Below are 19521 nucleotides of genomic sequence, written 5' to 3' on the forward strand. Positions count from 1 at the left end.
TGGCGAGGGGCGCGACCGAACGGATGTCACACAAACTTCATGTTGGGGGAGTATTCGCGGCAGTGACTGTTGTGTGCCTTCAATCAAAAATGGCAGCCCGTTACAGGGCTGCCATCACTTCAACGTGAATCTCACTCAAAGTGGCCGGCCAATGCCGTTGCACACCGACGGATTATTGATGTCGAGATTGTTGCCGGTGGTGTTGGTGATGAAGTTGGCCGTCACGGCGTTCTTCCAGCGCGTAGGAATAGGCAACAGACCATGGGCAACGGTTGCGACCGCATTTCCCGGAACGCTGTAATGCTTCGCCAGGAAGGCACGCACATCATTTGCCACCGCAGCATCCCTGTAACACTGACCGAACAGCAAGTTGCTGTAGCCGGATATGGCATAGCCACTGGCCGGGTTCGCTACAACAGGTACCCACTGCGCCGGATCGGCAGGTGTCGCTGGCAGCGCTGCCGATGACACTGCGAGCGAGACATTCGCCAGCGTCGGCAATACTCCGTTGATTCGGGCAACGACGGCATTGTTCGTAACGGCAATCCCGTCGGGGCCTGAATAACCAATGGAGCCGTCAACCGCATTCACGGCAGGCACGACATCAAGCGTGTTGCGTACAGCTACCCAGTTCGAGGGTATGGACGAACCCACCGGCAGGCGCGCGTTGGTAAAGGTCGCGTTGGTCGCAAATTGGGTCGGGCATATCGAGTTCAGGTGGCGGGTCAGGAGCTCCGAAGTACCGCTGGAAATGTCGCGATAGACGACTCGGATCGGCGTCGGGTCGGAACTGCCCAGCAAAGCGCCCCATGTGGTTTTGGATCCCGATAACGCATCGCAGAGCTGGACGCTGGTCAAGTTGAGCGCTGTCTGGCCGGATTTCTTGTACGCAATGACGACCGAAGTGGAAACAGAAGGCAACTGGATCAACGGGCCGTATGCTGCACCGAAGTTGACGTTGTAGGTACTGAGTTCCGAAGCACTGAGGATAGATTCGCTACCCGCAAAGTGTACGGTGCCAGTGGTGCCGAAGCCGGCTGGATTGTTGGTCAGGAACGCCGTCTTGCCAATGCCGCTGCCGCTACCGGCGTAACTGAAATTCGCCGGCAGAATGCTGTTTGCAGCCCCGGTATACAGAGCTGCGGGTAACGTTGAACCACCACCGGTCACCGCCATCACCTGCCCCGAAACCAGCGCCGCCGATACCAGTGCGGCCACTCCAATACGTTTGAACATGTTCAATCTCCTTATCGAATGCCCCCGAACGGGAGCCAAAAAAAATGGCAGCCCCGAAGGGCTGCCACCGTTACAGCTGACTAAACCAGACGGCTTACAAAGGACGACCGATAGCGTTGCAGACGCTGGCGTTGTTGATGTCCAGGTTGTTGCCCGAGGTGTTGGTGATGAAGTTGGCGGTTACAGCGGTTTTCCAGGCGTTAGGCACGGCGACGAACTTGTGAGCCTGAGTCGCAGTGTTGTTGCCCGGGTTGCTGTAGTGCTGGGTCAGGAAGGCTTTGACGTCCGCGGCCACGGCTGCATCCTTGTAGCACTGACCGAAGATGAAGTTGGTGTAGGCAGCCAGTTTGTAACCCGAAGTCGGGTTGGCAACCACTGGCGACCACTTGGATGGATCGGCAGCATCGACAGCAGACGATGGAGGGGTCACCGACGACAGCGCCAGCGTCACGTTGAGCGAAGTCGGCTGAACACCGTTGACGCGGGCAACAACAGCGTTGCTGGTAGCGTCAACACCGTCCGGACCGACATAACCGATGGAGCCGTCAACCGCATTCACGGTAGTGGCAACATCGGAAGTGTTGGCAACGCCGACCCAGTTCGAAGGCAGCGCCGAACCGGCTGGCAGACGAGCATTGGTGAAGGTGGAGTTGGTGGCGAACTGAGTCGGGCAGACCGAATTCAGGTGGCGGCTGAGGATTTCCGAAGTACCGCTGGAAACGTTGCGATAGACAACGCGGATCGGCGTGGTGTCGGCAGTGCCCAGCAGATCGCCCCAGGTGGTTTTGGCGCCGGAGAAGGCATCGCACAGCTGAGCGCTGGTCAGGTTCAGAGCAGTCTGACCGGCTTTTTTGTAAGGGATGGCAACCGAAGTGGCAACCGAAGGCAGTTGAATCAGCGGACCGAACGAAGCACCGTAGGTGGCTTTGTAGGTGCTGAGTTCCGAAGCGCTGAGGATCGAGTCGCTACCGGCGAAGTGCACAGTGCCAGTGGTGCTGAAGCCAGCCGGGTTGTTGGTCAGGAAAGCGGTCTTGCCACCGCCGCTGCCGATGGCTGCGTAGCTGAAGTTAGCTGGCAGGATGCTGTCGGACGAACCTTTGTACAGAGCGGCTGGCAGAGTTGCACCACCACCGGTAACGGCCATGGCTTGAGCGGAAGCCAGAGCGGCAACGGTCAGGGAAGCTGCGATCAGAGTGCGCTTGAACATGAAGAATCTCCTTTTCAACTAGGTTGGGAACACAGGTTTTCGGATTGCTTGCATGACACTGGGATGACTCACCGCTGACCTTCGCAAGCGGGGTCCGTGGTTAAGTCGCACTGAGAAATTCGCAGTTTCCGGTGACAGATAAAGGAAAAAACCTCGGGAGGTGCAGGCTGATTTTCGAGGGATTTTCTCGGGTGTTCTCGCGGTTGTGCGGAGTGTCTACGGCAAGCTTTTCGAGGGAACCGGCCGCAGCCCTTGAAGGGCCGTTGCAGATGACAGAAAGGAGAACCCGAGGACGGTTGCTTCCGCGCTCGGGTGATAGTTGGACGAGAGAAAAAAAGGTTGGAAAAGTTTACTGAACCAGTTGATTGATCTCGATGATCGGCAGCAGCACCGCCATGACGATCACCAAAACCACCCCGCCCATCACCACAATCATCAGCGGCTCAAGCAGAGCAGTCATGCCCATCGCCCGGCGTTCGATATCGCGGGAAAGGGTTTGCGCAGCACGTTCGAGCATCGGCGGCAGCGCGCCGGTTTTCTCGCCGCTGGCGATCAGGTGAATCAGCACCGGCGGGAACACGTTCTCCACTTTCAGCGCTGCCGCCAGGTTGACGCCCTCACGCACCTTGGCGGTGGCTTCGTTGACGCTCAGGCTCAAGCGATCATTCGACAAGGTCTGCCGCGCCGCCTCCAATGCCCGCAACAACGGCACCCCGGCACCACCGAGAATCGCCAGCGTCGAGGCGAACCGCGCCGTGTTCAGCCCCAACACAAACCGCCCGATCAGCGGCAGCTTCAGCACCCGATGATGCCAACTCAAGCGCGCCGCCGGATTGCGCAGATAAAGGCGCCAGCTCCAGAACGCACCGGCCATGACGCCTGCGCACAACCAGCCCCACGCCCGAATGAAATCACTGGCATTGAGCATCGCCAGCGTCAGCCCCGGCAGATCCTGCCGCGCCTGGGAAAACGCACTGACCACCTGCGGCACCACGTAGCTCAGCAGGAAAATCACGATGCCGATCGACACCAATCCGACCACGCCCGGATAGATGAACGCGGTGAGGATCTTGCCGCGCAGGTTGTTGCGTTCCTCGATGTAATCCGCCAGCCGTTCCATCACCTGGGCCAGATCACCTGACTCCTCGCCCGCCGCAATCAGTGCCCGGTAAATCTCCGGAAAATCCCGTGGCCGCGCCGCCAGCGCTTCGGCCAAGCGCATGCCGCTGCGCACGTCGGCGCGAACGGCGCTGAGGGTGTGGGCGATGTGTTTTTTCTCGGCCTGCTCGACCGTGGCGCTCAGTGCAGCTTCCAGCGGCAGACTGGCGCCGAGCAGGCTCGACAGCTGCCGGGTGGCCCAGGCCAGATCGTTGTCCGATAGCCTGGCACTGAACAAACCACCGCCGCCGTGCTGGGAGACATTGCTTTCCTTCTCCACCGACAACGCCGTCAAACCACGACCACGCAGCACGCCAAACGCCGCACCCTGACTGTCCGCCTCCAGATGCCCGGATTCGATCTTGCCGCTGGCATCGGCGGCTTCAAAACGATAGCGATTCATCAGGCGTCCCGTGTCACACGAAGGATTTCTTCAGGGGCCGTGGCACCGCTGCGAATCCAGCGCTCGCCGTCCTCGCGCAGGCTGAACATCCCGGCCTTGCTCGCCGCAGCACGCAACGCCTGCTCCCCTGCCCCTTGGTGAATCAGCGTGCGAATGTCGTCATCGATGCAGAACAATTCGTGAATACCGGTGCGGCCGCTGTAACCGGTGTGATTGCACGCCGCACACCCCACCGGGCGCCAGGTGCCGAGCGTCGCCGGGTCTTCCTGTTTGCACTGATTGCACAGCCGTCGCACCAGCCGCTGGGCCAACACCCCGAGCATCGACGAGGCCAGCAGAAACGGCTCGACGCCCATGTCGACCAAGCGGTTGACCGCCGACACCGCGTCGTTGGTGTGCAGGGTTGCGAGTACCAGGTGGCCGGTCAGCGAAGCCTGCACCGCAATCTGCGCGGTTTCCAAATCGCGGATCTCGCCGATCATGATGATGTCCGGGTCCTGCCGCAGAATCGCCCGCAAGGCCAGGGCAAACGTCATGTCGATCTTGGCGTTGACCTGAATCTGGCTGATGCCCGGCAAGTCGTATTCCACCGGGTCTTCCACGGTAAGGATGTTGCTGGTGCTCGCATCGAGTCGCGCCAGCGCCGCATACAAACTCGTCGTCTTGCCGCTACCGGTCGGGCCGGTGACCAGCACGATGCCGTGGGGCTGGCGGATCAGGTGATCGAGCTTGGCCAGCACCTGCGCGTCCATGCCCAGGGTTTCCAGATGCAGGCGTCCGGCCTGCTTGTCGAGCAAACGCATCACCACCCGCTCGCCATGACCGGTGGGCACGGTAGAAACGCGAATGTCGATGGGCCGCCCGGCCACGCGTAACGCAATGCGGCCATCCTGCGGCAAGCGTTTTTCGGCGATATCGAGCTGGGCCATGATCTTGATCCGCGACACCAGCGCACCGTGCAACGCCTTGCGTGGCGAGACCACGTCGCGCAGGGTGCCGTCGACCCGGTAGCGCACCACCGAATGGGTTTCGAACGGTTCAATGTGAATATCGCTGGCCTCGTCCCGTGCTGCCTGGGTGAGCAAGGCGTTGATCATGCGGATCACCGGCGCGCCGTCCTGGGTGTCGAGCAGGTCGGTGATTTCCGGCATGTCCTGCATCAGGCGGTCGAGGTCGACTTCGTTTTCCGCCGCCCCGACCACCGCCGCCGCGCTGCCGGTATCGGCGTAGGCCGTGGCGAGCAAGCCGTCGAGTTCGTCGTCGCGCACCCGCTCAAGTTTCGCCGCGCCGAACTGCCGCCGTACTTCGCTGATCGACCAGCCCGGCGTCGACGGGCACACCGTCAGCACGCCGTCGCGCAGCAGAATCCGCTGCGCCTTGGCCCAGGCGTAGGGCAAGCTGCTCATAACCGCGGGCCTGCTTCAATCGGCACAGCCTTGATCACCGCTCGCGGACCGGAAGTCGGAACGGCTGCCGGCACGCCCTGCGCAGCGGTTGGCAATTGCGGCGCCTGCATGTCCGGCATCGCCCAGCTGCGTTCCGGTTGCAGACCGCCCTGAGCGCGGCGCATGAAGTCGTAGCGGTTGAGGGTGATGCTGCGCCCCGCCGCACTGTCGCGAATGATGTACGGGCGCAGGAACACCATCAGATTGGTCTTGGTGATCGAGCGGCGTTCGTTGCGAAACAGCGCGCCCAACCCCGGAATGCTCGACAGCCATGGCACCGCGTCGTTGCTCTGGCTGTAGCCGTCCTGCAGCAGACCGCCGAGCACCATGATCTGCCCGTCGTCGAGCAGGATGCTGGTGTCGATGGCACGTTTGCTGGTGACGATCCCGGCCGAAGTCGAAGCCGCCGAGGCGCGTTCGTCGATGCTGCTGACTTCCTGATAGATGTCGAGCTTCACCGTACCGCCCTCGGAAATTTGCGGCCGCACGTTGAGCTTCAAACCGACCTCTTCACGGGTCACGGTCTGGAACGGGTTGTTGCTTGTGCCACCGCCGCCGGTGACGTAGCTGCCGCTGACAAACGGAATGGTCTGGCCGACAAAAATGCTCGCGGCTTCGTTGTCCAGGGTCAGCAAGTTTGGCGTCGACAGCACGTTGGTGCCGCCCTTGCTCTTCAGCGCCCGGGCCAGCACTTTCAGGTCGAGGATCTTGCCGATGCCGGGAATGTCGACGGTGCCGTTGACGTAACCGAGGTTCAAACCTTTGGGCAACACGTCGACACTGGTCTTGCCGTTGACGTTGATCCCCGAGCCGCCAAGGTTGGCGCCGCCGATCACGCCATTACCGGCCAGATTGCCGGTCTGCCATTGCACGCCGAACTCGCTGGCATCGTCCTCGCCGACTTCGACGATCAGGCTTTCAATCACCACTTGCGCGCGGCGCTGGTCGAGCAGATCGATCACTTCGCGCAGGTTGCGGTACAGCGGTTCCGGCGCGGAAATCAGCAAGGTGTTGGTGGTCGCGTCGGCCTGAATGGTCACGCCGCCGGCGCTGAAGGCCACGTTCTGCTCGCTGCTTTGCGTGTTGCTGCTGCCACTGCTATTGCTGCTGCCCTGGGCGTAGCTGCCGCCGGTGCTGCCGCTGTTAGTGGTCGAGGTGCTGCCGTTGGTTTGAGTGCCGCTCTGGCCGTTCTGCCCACCGTTCGAATTAGTGGAACTGCCCATGGCGCTGAGCACCGAACGCGCACTGTCGCTGGTGCCGCTGTCGCTCTCGCCGGTCAACAAACCGCGCAGCGCTTGCGCCAGTTTGCCGGCCTGAGCGTTGCGCAGATACACCACGTGCAGATTGCTCGGGTTGCTCTGGGCGTTGTCGAGTTTGTAGATCAGGTTGCGCGCCAGCTCCGTGCGCTCGGGGCTGCCGGCGCGGATGATGATGGTGTTGGAGCGCGGGTCGCCGATCACCGCGATTTTCTGCGTCGGGTCATTGCCCGGTGCGTCGAGCAGGTCAGCAACCATCGGCGCGATGTCGGCGGCGATGCCGTTCTGGATCTGCACCACGTCGGTGTCGATGGCGCTCGGGGTGTCGATGCCTTGAATCAGTTGCGCGACCCGGGTGAGGTTCTCGGCGTAGTCGGTGACGACGATGGTGTTGTTGCCCGGGTAGGCGTTGATCGGGTTGTTCGGCGACACGATCGGGCGCAGCACCGGGATCAGGTTCACCGCGTTCTCGTATTGCAGGCGGAACGTGCGGGTGAGCATGCCGTTGCCGGCCGGTTTGTCGGCGCTGTAGATCGGCCCGCCGAGCAATTTGGCATCGGCCTCCGGCACCACCTGCGCCACGCCGCCCACATCCACCACGCTGAAACCCTGCATGCGCAGCGCCGCCAGCAACATGTCGTAGGCCTGATGCGCCGGCACCTGGCCTTCGGAGACCAGCGTCAGGTTGCCCTTGACCCGAGGATCCACCAGAAACTGCTGGCCGGTGGAGCGCGACAACGCCCGCACCACCGCCTGAATATCCGCGTCGACAAAATTCAGCGTCACCGGCTGATCGCCCAACGGATTGGCCGGCAACGTCGTGCCCCGGGCCGAACCGCCGCTGCGCGCGCGTTCGGTGATGTTGTGCAACTGCTTCGGCGCCGGTCTTGCCTGAGCCTGCGCCCGCTGGCGGTCGAGCACCGCGTCGCCACTGCGCTGGGTGTTGGCCAGCGGCCGGCCGAGTTCGCTGTCCACCAGCAGCGGCGGTTGATTCGGTGGTGTGGTGTTGCTGCACGCGCTCAATGCCATCAACAGCATCGGCAACGCCATGCGTTTGGATCCTGACCCCTTCATGAAGCTTCCTTAGCGCCCAGCGCCTGATCCATGCGTACGGTGCCCGACAGAGTGCCGGCCGTGTCATCGGTCGCGGCGTCGTCTGCACGTTGCAGACGGGCCTCGACCACTTGCAGTGAAAAATTCCGGGGTTGGCTCAGCAGCCAGTCGAGCACGGCGTCGGCCGGTGCCGCGTCGAAGGTCAACTGCCAGCCGGCGGACGCGGCTGCCAATTGGTAGTGGCCGCCCAGTCCGCTGGCCTGCAAGGTCTGCTGCAGCGACCGCTCCAGGTTCTGCCCGTCGGGGCGCACGCTGACATCGCGCAACAGCACTTCCAGCGCTTCGGCCTGGGCGCGCAATTTCGGGGTTTCGACTTGCGAGGCGGCGATCTTCTTCAGCGGCGGCTGAATCAACGCCACCCACACAAATAGCCCCAGCAACAGCGCCGCCATGCCGACGACCATGCGTTTTTCCCGCACGGCCAACGGCTGCCACCGGGCCTGCAACTGAGCATTGAAGCGCTGCCAACCGGCGCGGTATTTCGCAAACGATGGGCTATTCATCTTCGGCTCCGCTGCTGTCGTCGTTGTCGGTGGCGGCGGTCGCCTCGCCGGCCGGGCGCAAGACCCAGCCGTCATCATTCGGGCTGATACTGATGCCGGCCTGGGCCAGCGTGCCTTGCCAATCCTTGTCATTGCCCGAACGCCGGGCCTCGGGCAGCAGACTCAACTGCAACGCGCCGTCGACAAACTCCAACCGCTGCACCGTGCCCGCCATGGACGGCATGCCACTGCCGGCCTGCAACACCAGCCGCGTGAAATCCTGACCCGGCGCATCCACCGCGCCTTGCTGACGCGCCGCGATTTGCTGACGGGCCTGTTGCAGCGGATTGAGGATCACCGGCAACTCGGGGAACGCCTGCTTCACCCGCTGCGCCATCTGCGCCTTGAGCTGCTGGCCCTGCCCGGCCTCGCGGGCGGCGTACAGATTCAAACCGATCACCCACACCGCCAATGCCAGCGCGCAACAACCGAGCGCCCTGCCCCAACCGCGAAGCTCGGTGCCCGGTCGCTGGAGGCCGCCGTGCAGTCCCCAATTTGGCAACGGGCCGGCGTTTCGCTGTGTGTCGGCCAATATCGATTGCACCGCTTCCGGCGCGCCGTCACCGATCCAGTGCGCCGGCAGACCGGTTTCCAGCAGCCACGCTTCATCGATCATCGGCTGCACCTGCGCCGCGTTCGGGCCGTGGCGCAACAACAGATGCTCGTCGTGCAGACAGCCGACGCCGCCGGCCATCACCGGCAAGCTGTAGGCCGCCGGGTACAGGCCTTTGAGGTTCAAGCCGAATTGCCCGAGGTGCTGCAAATCCTTGCGTGCTACCCAGGCAATCTGCACCTGGCCGCTTTCATTGCGAGCACTGTGAGCGATGTGCATCTCAGCGCTGTCGCCCAGCATCAACGCCTGCGCCGCACATTGCACCGCCGCAGCGGTTTTGCTCGCGGGCAGCGGCGGCAGATCGATGCTCGCCAACAGGCTGTCCGACGGGTGCAGAAAACACACCAGCGGTTGCTTCGGCAGCGCGCCGAGCCGCAAACGTTCCTGACGAACGACCTGCCCCTGACGATCCAGCCACGCACACTCCACTTCACTGTCGAGACTCAGCTCCGCCAGCGGCGGCAAATTCACGCGCAACTGGCTCATACGCCCACCCGCGACCAGATCACTTGCGGCAAACGATCCTGACTGCGATGCAGCAACGCATCGAGGCTGACCCGCCGCTGATCACGCCGCGCCTGCCCGCGCAGCCGGAACCAGTCGCTGGTGATGCCGACCTTGACGCTGGTGATCTCCAGTTGCGGCAGTCGCAGGCGATTGACGAAATCCCCCCGATTGATGAACCAGCGCCCGGCGTCGCGCTCATTGATCAACGCCTGCGCCCGCTCCAGCGACAACCCCGGCACATAAGCCGCCAGCACCGGCGCCGTGGCCGTGTTGCCATTGAGCCAAGTGGTCGCCGGAATCACCGTCAAATAAGGCGCCAGTTTCGCCAACAGCGCATCGTTGACCCCGTCGACACTGCGCAAATCGTCAAGCGTGCGCAGCATCGGCAAGGTCGGCGATTGCGGTTTGCGCGACGCGGACGGCGACGTGGCGCGCCCGCTGTCGAAGGTGTTTTTCGCCACAGGCTTGTCCACCAATTGGGCATTCAACAGGTGCGGATACGAGCCGATCACCCGCTGACTGATGCGCCGGCTCAAGCCGCTGCTGACACCAATCAACTCGCACAAGCGCTCGAACGCCTGCACCTGCGCGTCATCGATTCGCTCGTTGGCCACCAGATTGCGCAGGTTGAACTTGCCCTGCTCGTCCTCCAGCCGCCCCTCGAAACCCTGGGTGTTCAACCGCTGTGCCCACGGCTGGTCGAGTCGGGTCAGCGGATCGCGCTGCCGGGCATCCCACAACAATTGCCGGCTGATCTCCAACCCGCCGTGCAACACCCAACGGCCCTGCACGCGCAGTTGTTCGGCTTCCAGCGCCCGGGTCGAAACGCTCTGGCGAGTCAGCATGCCGGCGGCGATCACCGCGACCACCGCCGCAATCAGCAGCGCACTGATGATCGCCATACCCTGCTGGTTCGATTGGCTGTTCATGACCGGCCTTACAACTGCCAGGAACCGATGTCGGCATTCACGCCATCGCCGTCAGGCTGGCCGTCGGCGCCGAGGGAAAAGATGTCGATCTCGCCGTTGGCACCGGGATTGAGGTACTGATAAGGACGACCCCACGGGTCATTCGGCAGGCGCTCCAGGTACGAGCGCCAGTTGGTGTTCTTCGCATCGGCCGGCCGTTCCACCAGCACTTTCAAGCCCTGGCTCTGGCTCGGGTAAGTGCCGTGATCGAGGCGATACAGCTTCAGCGCCTGCATCAACCCGCCAATGTCCTGCTTCGCCGCCGTGGCCCGCGCCTGATCCGGCCGGTCGAGCACCTTGGGCACCACCATCGCCGCCAGAATCCCGAGAATCACCACCACCACCATGATCTCGATCAGCGTAAAACCCTGCTGCCCACGGGGCATCCGGCTCGGTCGACTGGGCTGTTTGAATTGCGCGATATCCATCTCGTCATTCCCTGGCTTGATTCGATTCGACGCGCAGTGTTGCAAGAAGATATGTCAGGGATGTTGAAAATCCTCGGGTGTTTTCGTCGTCAAGCCGTCAAGCACGGGCGTTAGCGTCAAGGGCTGCCCGACTGCCCGAGCCCCCGATGCGCACCCCCTCCCCGCAAGCCGGATTCACCCTGATAGAAGTGCTCGTCGCGCTGGCGATCATCGCCGTCGCCATGTCCGCCGCTGTTCGTGTGGCGGGGTTGATGACGCAGAGCAGCGGGGTTTTGCGGGATCGCTCGATTGCGATGATTGCGGCGCAGAGTCGGATGGCTGAACTTCGGCTGGAAGGGAGATTGCCGATGGGGGTCAAGGCGATGGAGTGTGATCAAGGGCGGTTGTTGTTGCGGTGTGAGCAGGTGATTGGGGGGGCGGAGAATGGGCGGTTGTTGAAGGTTGGTGTGCAGGTTTTTGATCGCAGCCAGGAGCGGCCTCCGCTGGCTAAGATTGAAACGTTGCTTAGCCGCCCCGAGAATCCCTAGCCCGAGCCCGCCTTAAATGTCGGCCCCCTCGATGGCAAATGAATCAGCGTGGGACATTTCCGACACCCACCTAAAGATCTAAACCAACCTGCACATACCGCGTTGAATCCATAATCAACTCAGTCTCTCAGGTCGATGTAAAGCGCAAGACACCTCGGTCGGCCCCCTCTCCCTCCGGGAGAGGGCTGGGGTGAGGGCCGCTCTTCAACCCACCCGTTTACCCCCTCCCAAAACCCCGTTTAAAAGACACCAACCGTAACGTCGTCAAGGCTACACAACCTTGCGTCATTACCTACGACTACGCCAGAATCCGCCGGCTTGTGCGTCTAGTACGCGGGTCTTATCGTTCCATGGTCACTGAAAACCAGTGATCGGGTTTGGTAGCCCGCAGCGCTGACGCATTGCGTCACCTCATGCAGTTGCATTCTTGCGACTGGATTTATGGTGGCCATGCTCAGGGCTTCTTCGGAAGCGCCGGTTCCAGTGCTCCGGTCTACCAACCTGCGTATGGTCGCCACCCCCTCGTTTGGTAGCGAGAGTGGTTGACTCCAATTTAATCAGTACTGGAGTTACATCAATGATCAAGCCAACACCCAATCCACCAGAAACCGATCCGGTTTCCCCCTACCAATTCCCCGACTCCCGAACCCTCAACGAAGCCGCCGAACGCGCCCTCGACCACTACCTCACCCCACAACAACGCATCATGGGCAGCCACACCAAACACGACCCCATGTTCCTGGCCAACCCCGCCTACAACAGCGAATCCCTCCTGGCCAACGCCAGCGAATCCCTCGGCTCCGCCAGCGAAATGCTCAGCAACTTCGCCGCTATCCTGGAGCCTGCGCACCGCAAGACTGCGCTGGGTATTGCGCAGGTGGTTATGGTTGCGGGGTTGGCGGTGAATCAGGCGTTGGATCATGTTGAGGTGAAGACGTAAGCGGCTGAGCGCTGTAGCTCAACAGCCGGAAAGAAAATGGCCGAGGTTGTCAGGTGTAGCTGACGACCTCGGCCACTTTTTTTCCGGCACGTTTCAACGACATTTTGAGACATCACCCATTTCTGCCATTCACGATCGGCCACTTTTGGCCATTAGCGTCCGTTGCCTCTGCACCGAGCGTCTAGTAAAAGGACTTATCCAATTCCCGACACTGAAGCGAATTTATGATTAATGGCCATGGTCAACGTGTTTGTAATCGATGCGGCGAGCTCATTACGGCTTACTGCCCATCGGTTGAAACGCTAGCGATCATTGGGGTCTTCCACAAGAAGGGTGACCAAGCAGTAGCAGATGAGATAGTCCGTCGAGAAAATATTGATCCGGATATCGTTTGGGAATACTTCCGCCATCGAATGTCACCTCTGTGCGAGCAAAAGCTTGCCCACTGCCCGCACTGCGGTGGGCAGTTGAGGACTTGGCGTGCGCGCCAATGCATGCATTGTTTTAGAGACTGGCACTGACACAAAGCGGTTATCGAGTAACCGGATGCGCCTTCATAGCCAGATAGCGGCGACGCGGGTTAAGCAACAAAAAGGGGACCGATTGAAATGAATCAGTCCCCTTTTTCACGATTTGACTTGCTCGCGAAGGCGCCAGAATTGACACCCGTTTACTCAGCAGATCATCCCGAGGTCTGCCTCACCCTGGCATTTGCAAATTATCCAACGCCCGATTCACCGCCAACTCCCCGAGCATGATCAACTGCGCAATGCCCACCAACGCCCGACGCTGCGAAGCCGGCACCAGACTGGCGATGTTCTGGGCAATGGTTTGGGCCGAAGCGAGTGTTTCACTGGCATCAATCAGCAGTTCTTCGTTTTTGTTGTCCGCAGTCACGGCATACATCCCGCGGGTTCTGCGTGGGGGCGGCGTGGAGCCGGGTGGACAGAGGTAATGGTCGAGCGCTCGGTCGGCGGCTTCGTGGAGTTTTCTGGAATCGATGGATTCGTAGGGGGAAACCGATTCGGTTTCGGGCGGACTGGGTGTTGGTTTGATCATGGTGAAGCTCCATTTTTATACCTGGTGGAACCACCAACACCTGTCGCTAAACAAGTAAGGGTGGCAGCTGTACGCGGGTTAGCGAACCGAGAGGTATAAGACCCGGCAGACCCGAAGGTCTCCCACGCACAGCCACCATATCGTCATCGCAAATGTCTGCGACAAACGGGAGCGTCGTTGAACTTATACCTGGTCGGGTCGCTAAACCCGGTCGCTGGGTTGCCAGCGACACGTAGACGATAAAGACCAGGTACAAAGCGCACAAGCCGGCGGATTCTGGCGTAGCTGTAGGCAACGGCGCAAGGGTGTGTAGCCTGAGAGAGTGTCTGGAGATGTCTTTTTAAACGCCGGCGTTTATCGAGGATTCACTCCGTCACTTGTCCTTCAACAGATCCGTCCCGTTATCTCAACAGATGGAGGAAAATGGCCCAAATTGCCAGTCATAACTGACAACCTAGGCTAGATGCACAGATCTATTTTTGCCGACACATCTCGACGTCATCCTGAGTCTTCAAGTCGGTGTCGATTCCTAACCGGTATCTGCAGTAATCAATGATCCATCCTCGCTCCTCGGCTGTCAGGCGCTCTACCTTCCTGATCTCTCCATCGTTGGCGTGGATGTTGTAGAACTTCATCAGAAACGTCGGGTGCTTCTTGATGAAGACAATGGTCTCGATATCCCCGTCCTCAAGTGCTTCGTAGTAGCCGACATAGAGCACGGTTACTACAGCGAGGATTGCTGCGATTAAAAGCTTTTTCATTGCTGTGGCGCCGGCGGTGGAAGCAGTTGGGTTTTAGCTCTGATATTTCTGACCAGCTCCATTCCAATATTTCCGGGGCAAATTTTCCCTTCAGAGCCTTGCCCTGGATATTCCCGGTGGCCACCAAAATTCTTGATAAAAAACACGCTTTTCAATGCGTCGATCAGGTGCATCAGCGAAACGATTTGCTCTTTGGGAATAACGTTTGTGGTGCTGTAACCGATGCTATCCAGAGCCATCCGACCTTTGGCGACCCAATCGCCGCCCTCCTCCGGTGTCGTCAGGTTTTCCAGCAGAACGATGCCAATAAGCCCTGTGTTGTATTTCAGAACACTTGAACCCTGAAGCCGAATGTCACGACCTTCAAAAACCTGCCCAGTGCAATCAATGCCGTAGTGGTAGCCAATATCGTCGTACTTCTGGCTCAGGTGTCCTTTCTGGATTTCTTGCATCTGCTCCGCACCGGGAGTGCAACTATGGCTGCGGCCCGCGTGGTGCAAAGCGATCATGGTGTAGTCCCAATCCTTGACCATGTCCTTCTTGCCATCCAACGCTTTCCAGGACGAGCGCTCGACAAACGTGACCTTCAAATCCCGAACCCGTTTGATGATCGCCTCGCGAGTAGCCGCTCGATCATTCACAGCCACCGGTATAGGGCACATGAACTCGCCTGGCTTAATCTCCTGAGCAGTTGCCTGTGTCGCAAAACTGGCGGCCATTACTGTTTCTCCGAAAATTCATGAAGCGTTCGAGCTGGGGCATTGAACGTGATGTGAAGTGAGATTTGGGCATTGGGCGTCGGCGTTTTGATGTGTGCGATGCCATCAGCATCGGTGACGCCTTTGGTCTCGACGCCATTGACCGTCGCAACGTAGTCACGAAACGCCAACGGCTTACCCGTCTCACTGTCGGTAACACTGAACGACTGCCCGAATCGTTTCTGAATGGCGAGAGGTAAAGGAGGAGTGAAAGGTGCCGGGGTATGCGAATCCCCGATGATGACAGTCCCCGAACCACCAATCACAACGTCGCCGTGTGAACCTGTGGTATCGATCAGCGCAGCGTTTTTGCCATTGATGAACACCGTAGCGGAAACACCCAAAACCAGAGCACTTCCACAGGTACAGGTATCCCCTTTACGGGCGGCAGCGAGGCCGTCGAAGAACACGTCGGAGGATCCTGAGGCAATGGCCTTCGGGCCATGCCCGGGCATCGGGCAGGAGGTTGGATCACTGATTCGTGCGGCAGGCTTTGCCATGTGCTTGACTCCCTGTCAGCGGATTGAACGAGTGCGGACTCTATCAGAAACACTCCGGTGAAAAAAAAATCCCTCTTTCTTGCGTCACCTTTTCTTGTTCTTTTTCTTCCTCTTACCCTCCTCTTGACAGGTTATTCAATATGAACCAGAAGAGGGAAAACTCACACTTTACCTGCATTTAAAAAATGCTTGACGCGCAGTTTATTTAATGCACATGATATCATTTTGGCAAAACTTTAACGCATTCCAAAACCTTCAGAATGGAATTTTAATAATGACTAGGATTTCAGAGTTTTATATCGAACACTTGTACGGGCTATACAATCACAAAATAAATTTTGATCACCCTGAAGGAATCTCAATACTGCACGGCCCGAATGGCGTTGGAAAAACTGCGGTTTTGAAATGTATAAATTATATATTCTCATCAAATTTCGAAGAACTTATTAAAATCCCATTTAACAGGGTAAGCATCACATTAAGCAATGCGCTGCGAATATTAGTTACACAGTTAAAAACAACCTCTTCAGGTGGATCTGGAAAAGAACCATCTCCAACCGGAAAGCTAGAGGTAATTATTTTCTCAAATGAAAAGCTATTAGCCAGACATACATTCAACACCATCTCACAAACACAATCAGATCTCTCTAGGCTTTACAGCAAGATAGCCGCCTCGGCTCGCTCTGCATCGGTGACCGAAAACTATCGAAGCCTTATAGAAAGCAAAAGCTACATAGACAACCATTCCACATCAGATACATCAGAAGAACTTACACTAGACGACAAAGACGCTATCCTTTCTGAAAGTATAAAAAACAGAAAAAAAACCGGATCCAAAGCAGTAAAAGAAATACTAAGCACATTTTCTGTTCATTTCGTAGAAACCAATCGATTATATCGACCAACTATGGAGCCCAATCCAAACATTGCTATCGGAGTGATTGGTACCAAGTTAAGCAAAATGACCCCAACTGTTCACGAGTGCGCTCGAGATTTGGTCGCACACATAAACTCAGCGTTAAAAAGCTACGGTGCAAACGCACAGAAGTTAGACCAATCATTTCCACACAGATTTATTTCAGAATCACAGCCTTCAATGAGCATTGAAGAGCTAAAAATTAAATTTAGCGAAACCGTTAACAAGCTAAGGGACCTACGAGCAATAGGGTTATTAGAAGCAGAGTCGGTTCAACCCTTCGATATCAAAAGCCTTGACACCGTAGACTTCAACAAACTTGAAATAATGAGCTTATTTGTAAGAGACAGCCAACTTAAATTAACAGTTTTCGACAGCTTACTTGCGCGAGCTCAGCTACTTTTAGGTAGCATGGAGAAAAAATTCAGAAATAAACGGGTTCTTTTAAGTAAAGCGAGAGGCCTTTATGTGAAACTTGACTCAGGTGACGAACTGCCCTTAGAGTCTTTATCCTCCGGCGAACAACATGAACTAGTTTTAATGTACGAGTTACTTTTCAAAGTACCATCAGGAACACTCGTCCTTATAGACGAGCCTGAACTATCCCTACATGTAAGCTGGCAAAAAGCTTTTTTACCAGAACTAATTTCCGTTGCGAAAGAGGTAGGATTTAACGCAGTGGTCGCAACACACTCTCCATTCATTGTTGGAGGCCGTCATGATCTGATGTCTGCCTTGGATGCGGAGTCAGACGATGAGTGACTGGGATAAAAGTGTCGGAGTTATTGTTTCCGAAATAATTATGATGGAGACAAGCTCGAAAGGACTGTATTGGTTAGTTGAAGGCCCAAGTGATATTCGTTTTTTTGAAGCAAGGAAAGATCCAGAGGTCGAGCTTATAGTAAGCGGCGGCAAAAGAAACGTAATAGGGTCAATACAAGCCTTGACTACAAACCCTGTTTCAAAACGAATGCTAGGTATCGTTGATGCAGATATCGATTGGCTGCTAGCAGTTGACTCGATACCAGGAAACATAATAACTACCGACCCAAGAGACTTAGAAGGCGTCCTATTAAGATCAAGTGCGTATGGTAAAGTATTGGCGGAATTCTCTGACCCTGCCAAAGTCAAAGCCTTTGAAAAAAACCGTAGCTGTACCGTTCTTGAATATGTACGCGACATTGCAATTCAATTTGGAAAAATCCGTGCAGTCAACGATTTAACTAATAGCGTTTCGTTAAGAAGGTTTCGCCCGCAAGCTTTTATGCAAAAGGGCGCTTGGGCTTACGACTTTGATAGTGTGAATCGCTATGCTATTGAAAAAGGGGTTTGTCTTTCCATTGACGATCTAGAAGTGAAAATCCAAGCACTGCCGGAGGTTGATCCTTGGAATTATGTCAGAGGACATGATGCGGTTAATATTTTAGCAGGTGGAATGATTTGTGAAATTGGACGAGGTGGTAAAGTAGACGCCGACCGAATCGAAAGCGTATTGAGATCTGGAATAGAAGAGGTGGAATTTCGCGAGACTAAACTTCACCGTTCCATTGCAGCTTGGAATCTCGCTAGAAGCACGCCTACTTTATAGTTTTATCCAGCACTAACATTCCCGCAAAAGACAATTAAAATGGAGAGAATCTTATTTTGATAGCAACTTCAACCATCACATTGCACCAAACTCAACCAATGAAAAACTTATTACAGCACGCGAGGTAGCCGCTATGTTGTTAGGACACGAAAAAACCGATTTCCTACTTTACGAAATCGGTTTGCTTAGTCTTAAAGCAGCACTATCCACTCGAAGCGAAACTTGGCCTGTTTACGCATCGTCCACCACCCACTCGCAACGAGTAAAAGTAAAGAGCAGCTTCCGACGAGTACTTAAAGACATTTCAGCCACATATTCGAGCAAACGCATATCCGAAGCCGAGCACGTCGAATACATCGACAAACTTGCATTAGAATTTTCCAAGGAGCATAAAGACGCGCTACATGAGGGACGTCTCCGGTTTGGTGTCGCGCAGAAGCTGGTCAACATTCATTTGAAATACCTTTGGACAGCGGGATTTTGCGAAGAACCTCCCCATTGCCCCTTGGACGGAATCGTGCGTGATCTCGCAAAACTTGATTACGACTGGACTTCCAATGACTGTAAATCACAATATCTGAAAACGATTAGCGAGCTTAAGCTCACTGCCGCTCCAAGGAGCTTATCCGTATGGGAACTTCAGGAGTTCCGACGCAGGGCTCAGCAGAATTGAAACAATCAATTTACTCCGATTTTCTGATCTCAGGAGCTAGATGATACATCCACTTCGACCTCAGCAATACGCTTATAGGAAGTAGCATTTCCGCGGGCTAATTTTACGCTTTTTTCTGCACGTATCAGTTCGGCCACCTTACCGGTGTCGCTGATACACTGCATCTGTAAACACCTTTTGGCAGCCAATGAGTGGTTCTAGAATGGATATCAAAGAGTTTTGCCTCGCTCATCAGTTCAACATGGAAAAAAGCACGATAGCGTCAGGTGGTGGCAGCTTTGAGATGACGGAGCTGAAAACTTTGCCTATCGAATTCTTGAGCTTGGCGGAAGACGATTTTGAGCGCGGCGGATTGTCGGCCCTTGTTAATGCAACGACTAATGTTAAACGTGCAATTGTCTGCCAGCTTGACCAGTTGTTAATCTCGTTTGGTTATCAGTCACTCAGATGGAATATTCCAAAAAAAATAGAAAGTTTGAGAGCGTTAGGATTATTGGCGCCGAGTCTTTTGCGAAAAGTCGTCAGCGTGCGAAATCTCCTTGAGCACGAATACGAAACTCCCAGCCTTAAAACAGTTGAGGAGGCTCTGGACATTGCGAGTCTATTTGTAATGTCCGCGTCGGCGATGTTCATTCCTTTTGAAGATGTGCTTGAATTTTCGCTGCCAAGCAGTTCTGTTGAGGGTGGCTCTGTAACGCATATCACGGCCGGACTAAACCGAGAGCCTCGAGGTGTTTTCTATACTGTCTATGCGTATCAACCGGGCGGATATGGCGGGCTATGTGTTGGTCAATGTGAAATTCAATCAGGGCATATGCTTTTCGAAGCAATGGTCAGACTTTCTGCATCTCTAACGCTTCGATACAGGGTCGATCAAGCTCTTAGAAATTTTGAGACTACTTACGCCCAGCTTTAACAACTTA

19 protein-coding genes are annotated in these 19521 nt (G+C 56.8%); 6 read left to right on the forward strand and 13 right to left on the reverse strand.

Annotated elements, in window-relative coordinates; all coding sequences use genetic code 11:
- Nucleotides 1-135 precede the first annotated feature (135 nt).
- From DLD99_RS16040 to gspG, 9 genes are all read right to left on the reverse strand, one after another.
- Nucleotides 136-1236, reverse strand: a complete 1101-nt coding sequence (locus tag DLD99_RS16040) for a substrate-binding domain-containing protein (protein ID WP_114883551.1) — start codon at nt 1234-1236, stop codon at nt 136-138.
- Nucleotides 1237-1330: 94 nt separating this feature from the next.
- Nucleotides 1331-2443, reverse strand: a complete 1113-nt coding sequence (locus DLD99_RS16045) for a substrate-binding domain-containing protein (RefSeq protein WP_114883553.1) — start codon at nt 2441-2443, stop codon at nt 1331-1333.
- Nucleotides 2444-2792: 349 nt separating this feature from the next.
- A complete protein-coding gene (gene gspF, locus DLD99_RS16050; RefSeq protein WP_114883555.1) occupies nt 2793-4004 on the reverse strand; it encodes a type II secretion system inner membrane protein GspF in 1212 nt (403 codons plus the stop codon).
- Entirely contained in the window at nt 4004-5410 is a 1407-nt protein-coding gene (gene gspE / locus DLD99_RS16055) for a type II secretion system ATPase GspE (protein ID WP_114883557.1), read from the reverse strand. Before gspE ends, gspF begins: the two co-directional genes overlap by 1 nt.
- Nucleotides 5407-7779 carry a type II secretion system secretin GspD gene (gspD, locus tag DLD99_RS16060; protein ID WP_114883558.1) on the reverse strand — a complete coding sequence of 791 codons (2373 nt, stop codon included), beginning with the start codon at nt 7777-7779 and terminating at the stop codon, nt 5407-5409. Before gspD ends, gspE begins: the two co-directional genes overlap by 4 nt.
- Nucleotides 7776-8321, reverse strand: a complete 546-nt coding sequence (gspM, locus tag DLD99_RS16065) for a type II secretion system protein GspM (protein WP_114883559.1) — start codon at nt 8319-8321, stop codon at nt 7776-7778. The genes gspD and gspM overlap by 4 nt, the downstream gene beginning before the upstream one ends.
- Nucleotides 8314-9459 (reverse strand): type II secretion system protein GspL, encoded by a 1146-nt coding sequence (gene gspL, locus DLD99_RS16070; RefSeq protein ID WP_114883560.1) that lies wholly within the window; start codon nt 9457-9459, stop codon nt 8314-8316. The genes gspM and gspL overlap by 8 nt, the downstream gene beginning before the upstream one ends.
- Complete coding sequence (gspK, locus tag DLD99_RS16075; RefSeq protein ID WP_114883561.1) at nt 9456-10409, reverse strand: type II secretion system minor pseudopilin GspK; 954 nt, start codon at nt 10407-10409, stop codon at nt 9456-9458. Before gspK ends, gspL begins: the two co-directional genes overlap by 4 nt.
- Before the next feature lie 8 nt (nt 10410-10417).
- Nucleotides 10418-10876, reverse strand: coding sequence for a type II secretion system major pseudopilin GspG (gene gspG / locus DLD99_RS16080; RefSeq protein ID WP_085610505.1), 459 nt, complete (start codon nt 10874-10876; stop codon nt 10418-10420).
- A 146-nt stretch (nt 10877-11022) separates the two neighbouring features.
- Between gspG and gspI the strand changes: the two genes are divergently transcribed.
- Nucleotides 11023-11403, forward strand: coding sequence for a type II secretion system minor pseudopilin GspI (gene gspI, locus DLD99_RS16085; RefSeq protein WP_114883562.1), 381 nt, complete (start codon nt 11023-11025; stop codon nt 11401-11403).
- A 577-nt stretch (nt 11404-11980) separates the two neighbouring features.
- Nucleotides 11981-12343 (forward strand): DUF6124 family protein, encoded by a 363-nt coding sequence (locus tag DLD99_RS16090; RefSeq protein ID WP_114883563.1) that lies wholly within the window; start codon nt 11981-11983, stop codon nt 12341-12343.
- 699 nt (nt 12344-13042) lie between these two features.
- Here the strand turns inward: DLD99_RS16090 and DLD99_RS16095 are convergent.
- From DLD99_RS16095 to DLD99_RS16110, 4 genes are all read right to left on the reverse strand, one after another.
- Complete coding sequence (locus DLD99_RS16095; RefSeq protein ID WP_114883564.1) at nt 13043-13402, reverse strand: DUF6124 family protein; 360 nt, start codon at nt 13400-13402, stop codon at nt 13043-13045.
- Nucleotides 13403-13875: 473 nt separating this feature from the next.
- Nucleotides 13876-14163, reverse strand: a complete 288-nt coding sequence (locus DLD99_RS16100) for a hypothetical protein (protein WP_114883565.1) — start codon at nt 14161-14163, stop codon at nt 13876-13878.
- Nucleotides 14160-14882: a peptidoglycan recognition protein family protein gene (locus DLD99_RS16105; protein ID WP_114883566.1), complete on the reverse strand. Its 723-nt coding sequence runs from the start codon at nt 14880-14882 to the stop codon at nt 14160-14162. Before DLD99_RS16105 ends, DLD99_RS16100 begins: the two co-directional genes overlap by 4 nt.
- Nucleotides 14882-15421: a PAAR domain-containing protein gene (locus DLD99_RS16110; RefSeq protein ID WP_114883567.1), complete on the reverse strand. Its 540-nt coding sequence runs from the start codon at nt 15419-15421 to the stop codon at nt 14882-14884. The genes DLD99_RS16105 and DLD99_RS16110 overlap by 1 nt, the downstream gene beginning before the upstream one ends.
- 274 nt (nt 15422-15695) lie before the next feature.
- Between DLD99_RS16110 and DLD99_RS16115 the strand changes: the two genes are divergently transcribed.
- From DLD99_RS16115 to DLD99_RS16125, 4 genes are all read left to right on the forward strand, one after another.
- Nucleotides 15696-17099 (forward strand): AAA family ATPase, encoded by a 1404-nt coding sequence (locus tag DLD99_RS16115; protein WP_162803489.1) that lies wholly within the window; start codon nt 15696-15698, stop codon nt 17097-17099.
- Nucleotides 17092-17925, forward strand: coding sequence for a DUF4435 domain-containing protein (locus DLD99_RS16120; RefSeq protein ID WP_162803490.1), 834 nt, complete (start codon nt 17092-17094; stop codon nt 17923-17925). The genes DLD99_RS16115 and DLD99_RS16120 overlap by 8 nt, the downstream gene beginning before the upstream one ends.
- A 133-nt stretch (nt 17926-18058) precedes the next feature.
- Nucleotides 18059-18598 (forward strand): hypothetical protein, encoded by a 540-nt coding sequence (locus tag DLD99_RS29130; protein ID WP_162803491.1) that lies wholly within the window; start codon nt 18059-18061, stop codon nt 18596-18598.
- A gap of 202 nt (nt 18599-18800) precedes the next feature.
- Complete coding sequence (locus tag DLD99_RS16125; RefSeq protein ID WP_114883570.1) at nt 18801-19514, forward strand: hypothetical protein; 714 nt, start codon at nt 18801-18803, stop codon at nt 19512-19514.
- The last annotated feature ends 7 nt before the right edge of the window (nt 19515-19521 follow it).

Source organism: Pseudomonas kribbensis, from assembly GCF_003352185.1.
GTDB classification, from domain to species: Bacteria; Pseudomonadota; Gammaproteobacteria; order Pseudomonadales; family Pseudomonadaceae; genus Aquipseudomonas; species Aquipseudomonas kribbensis.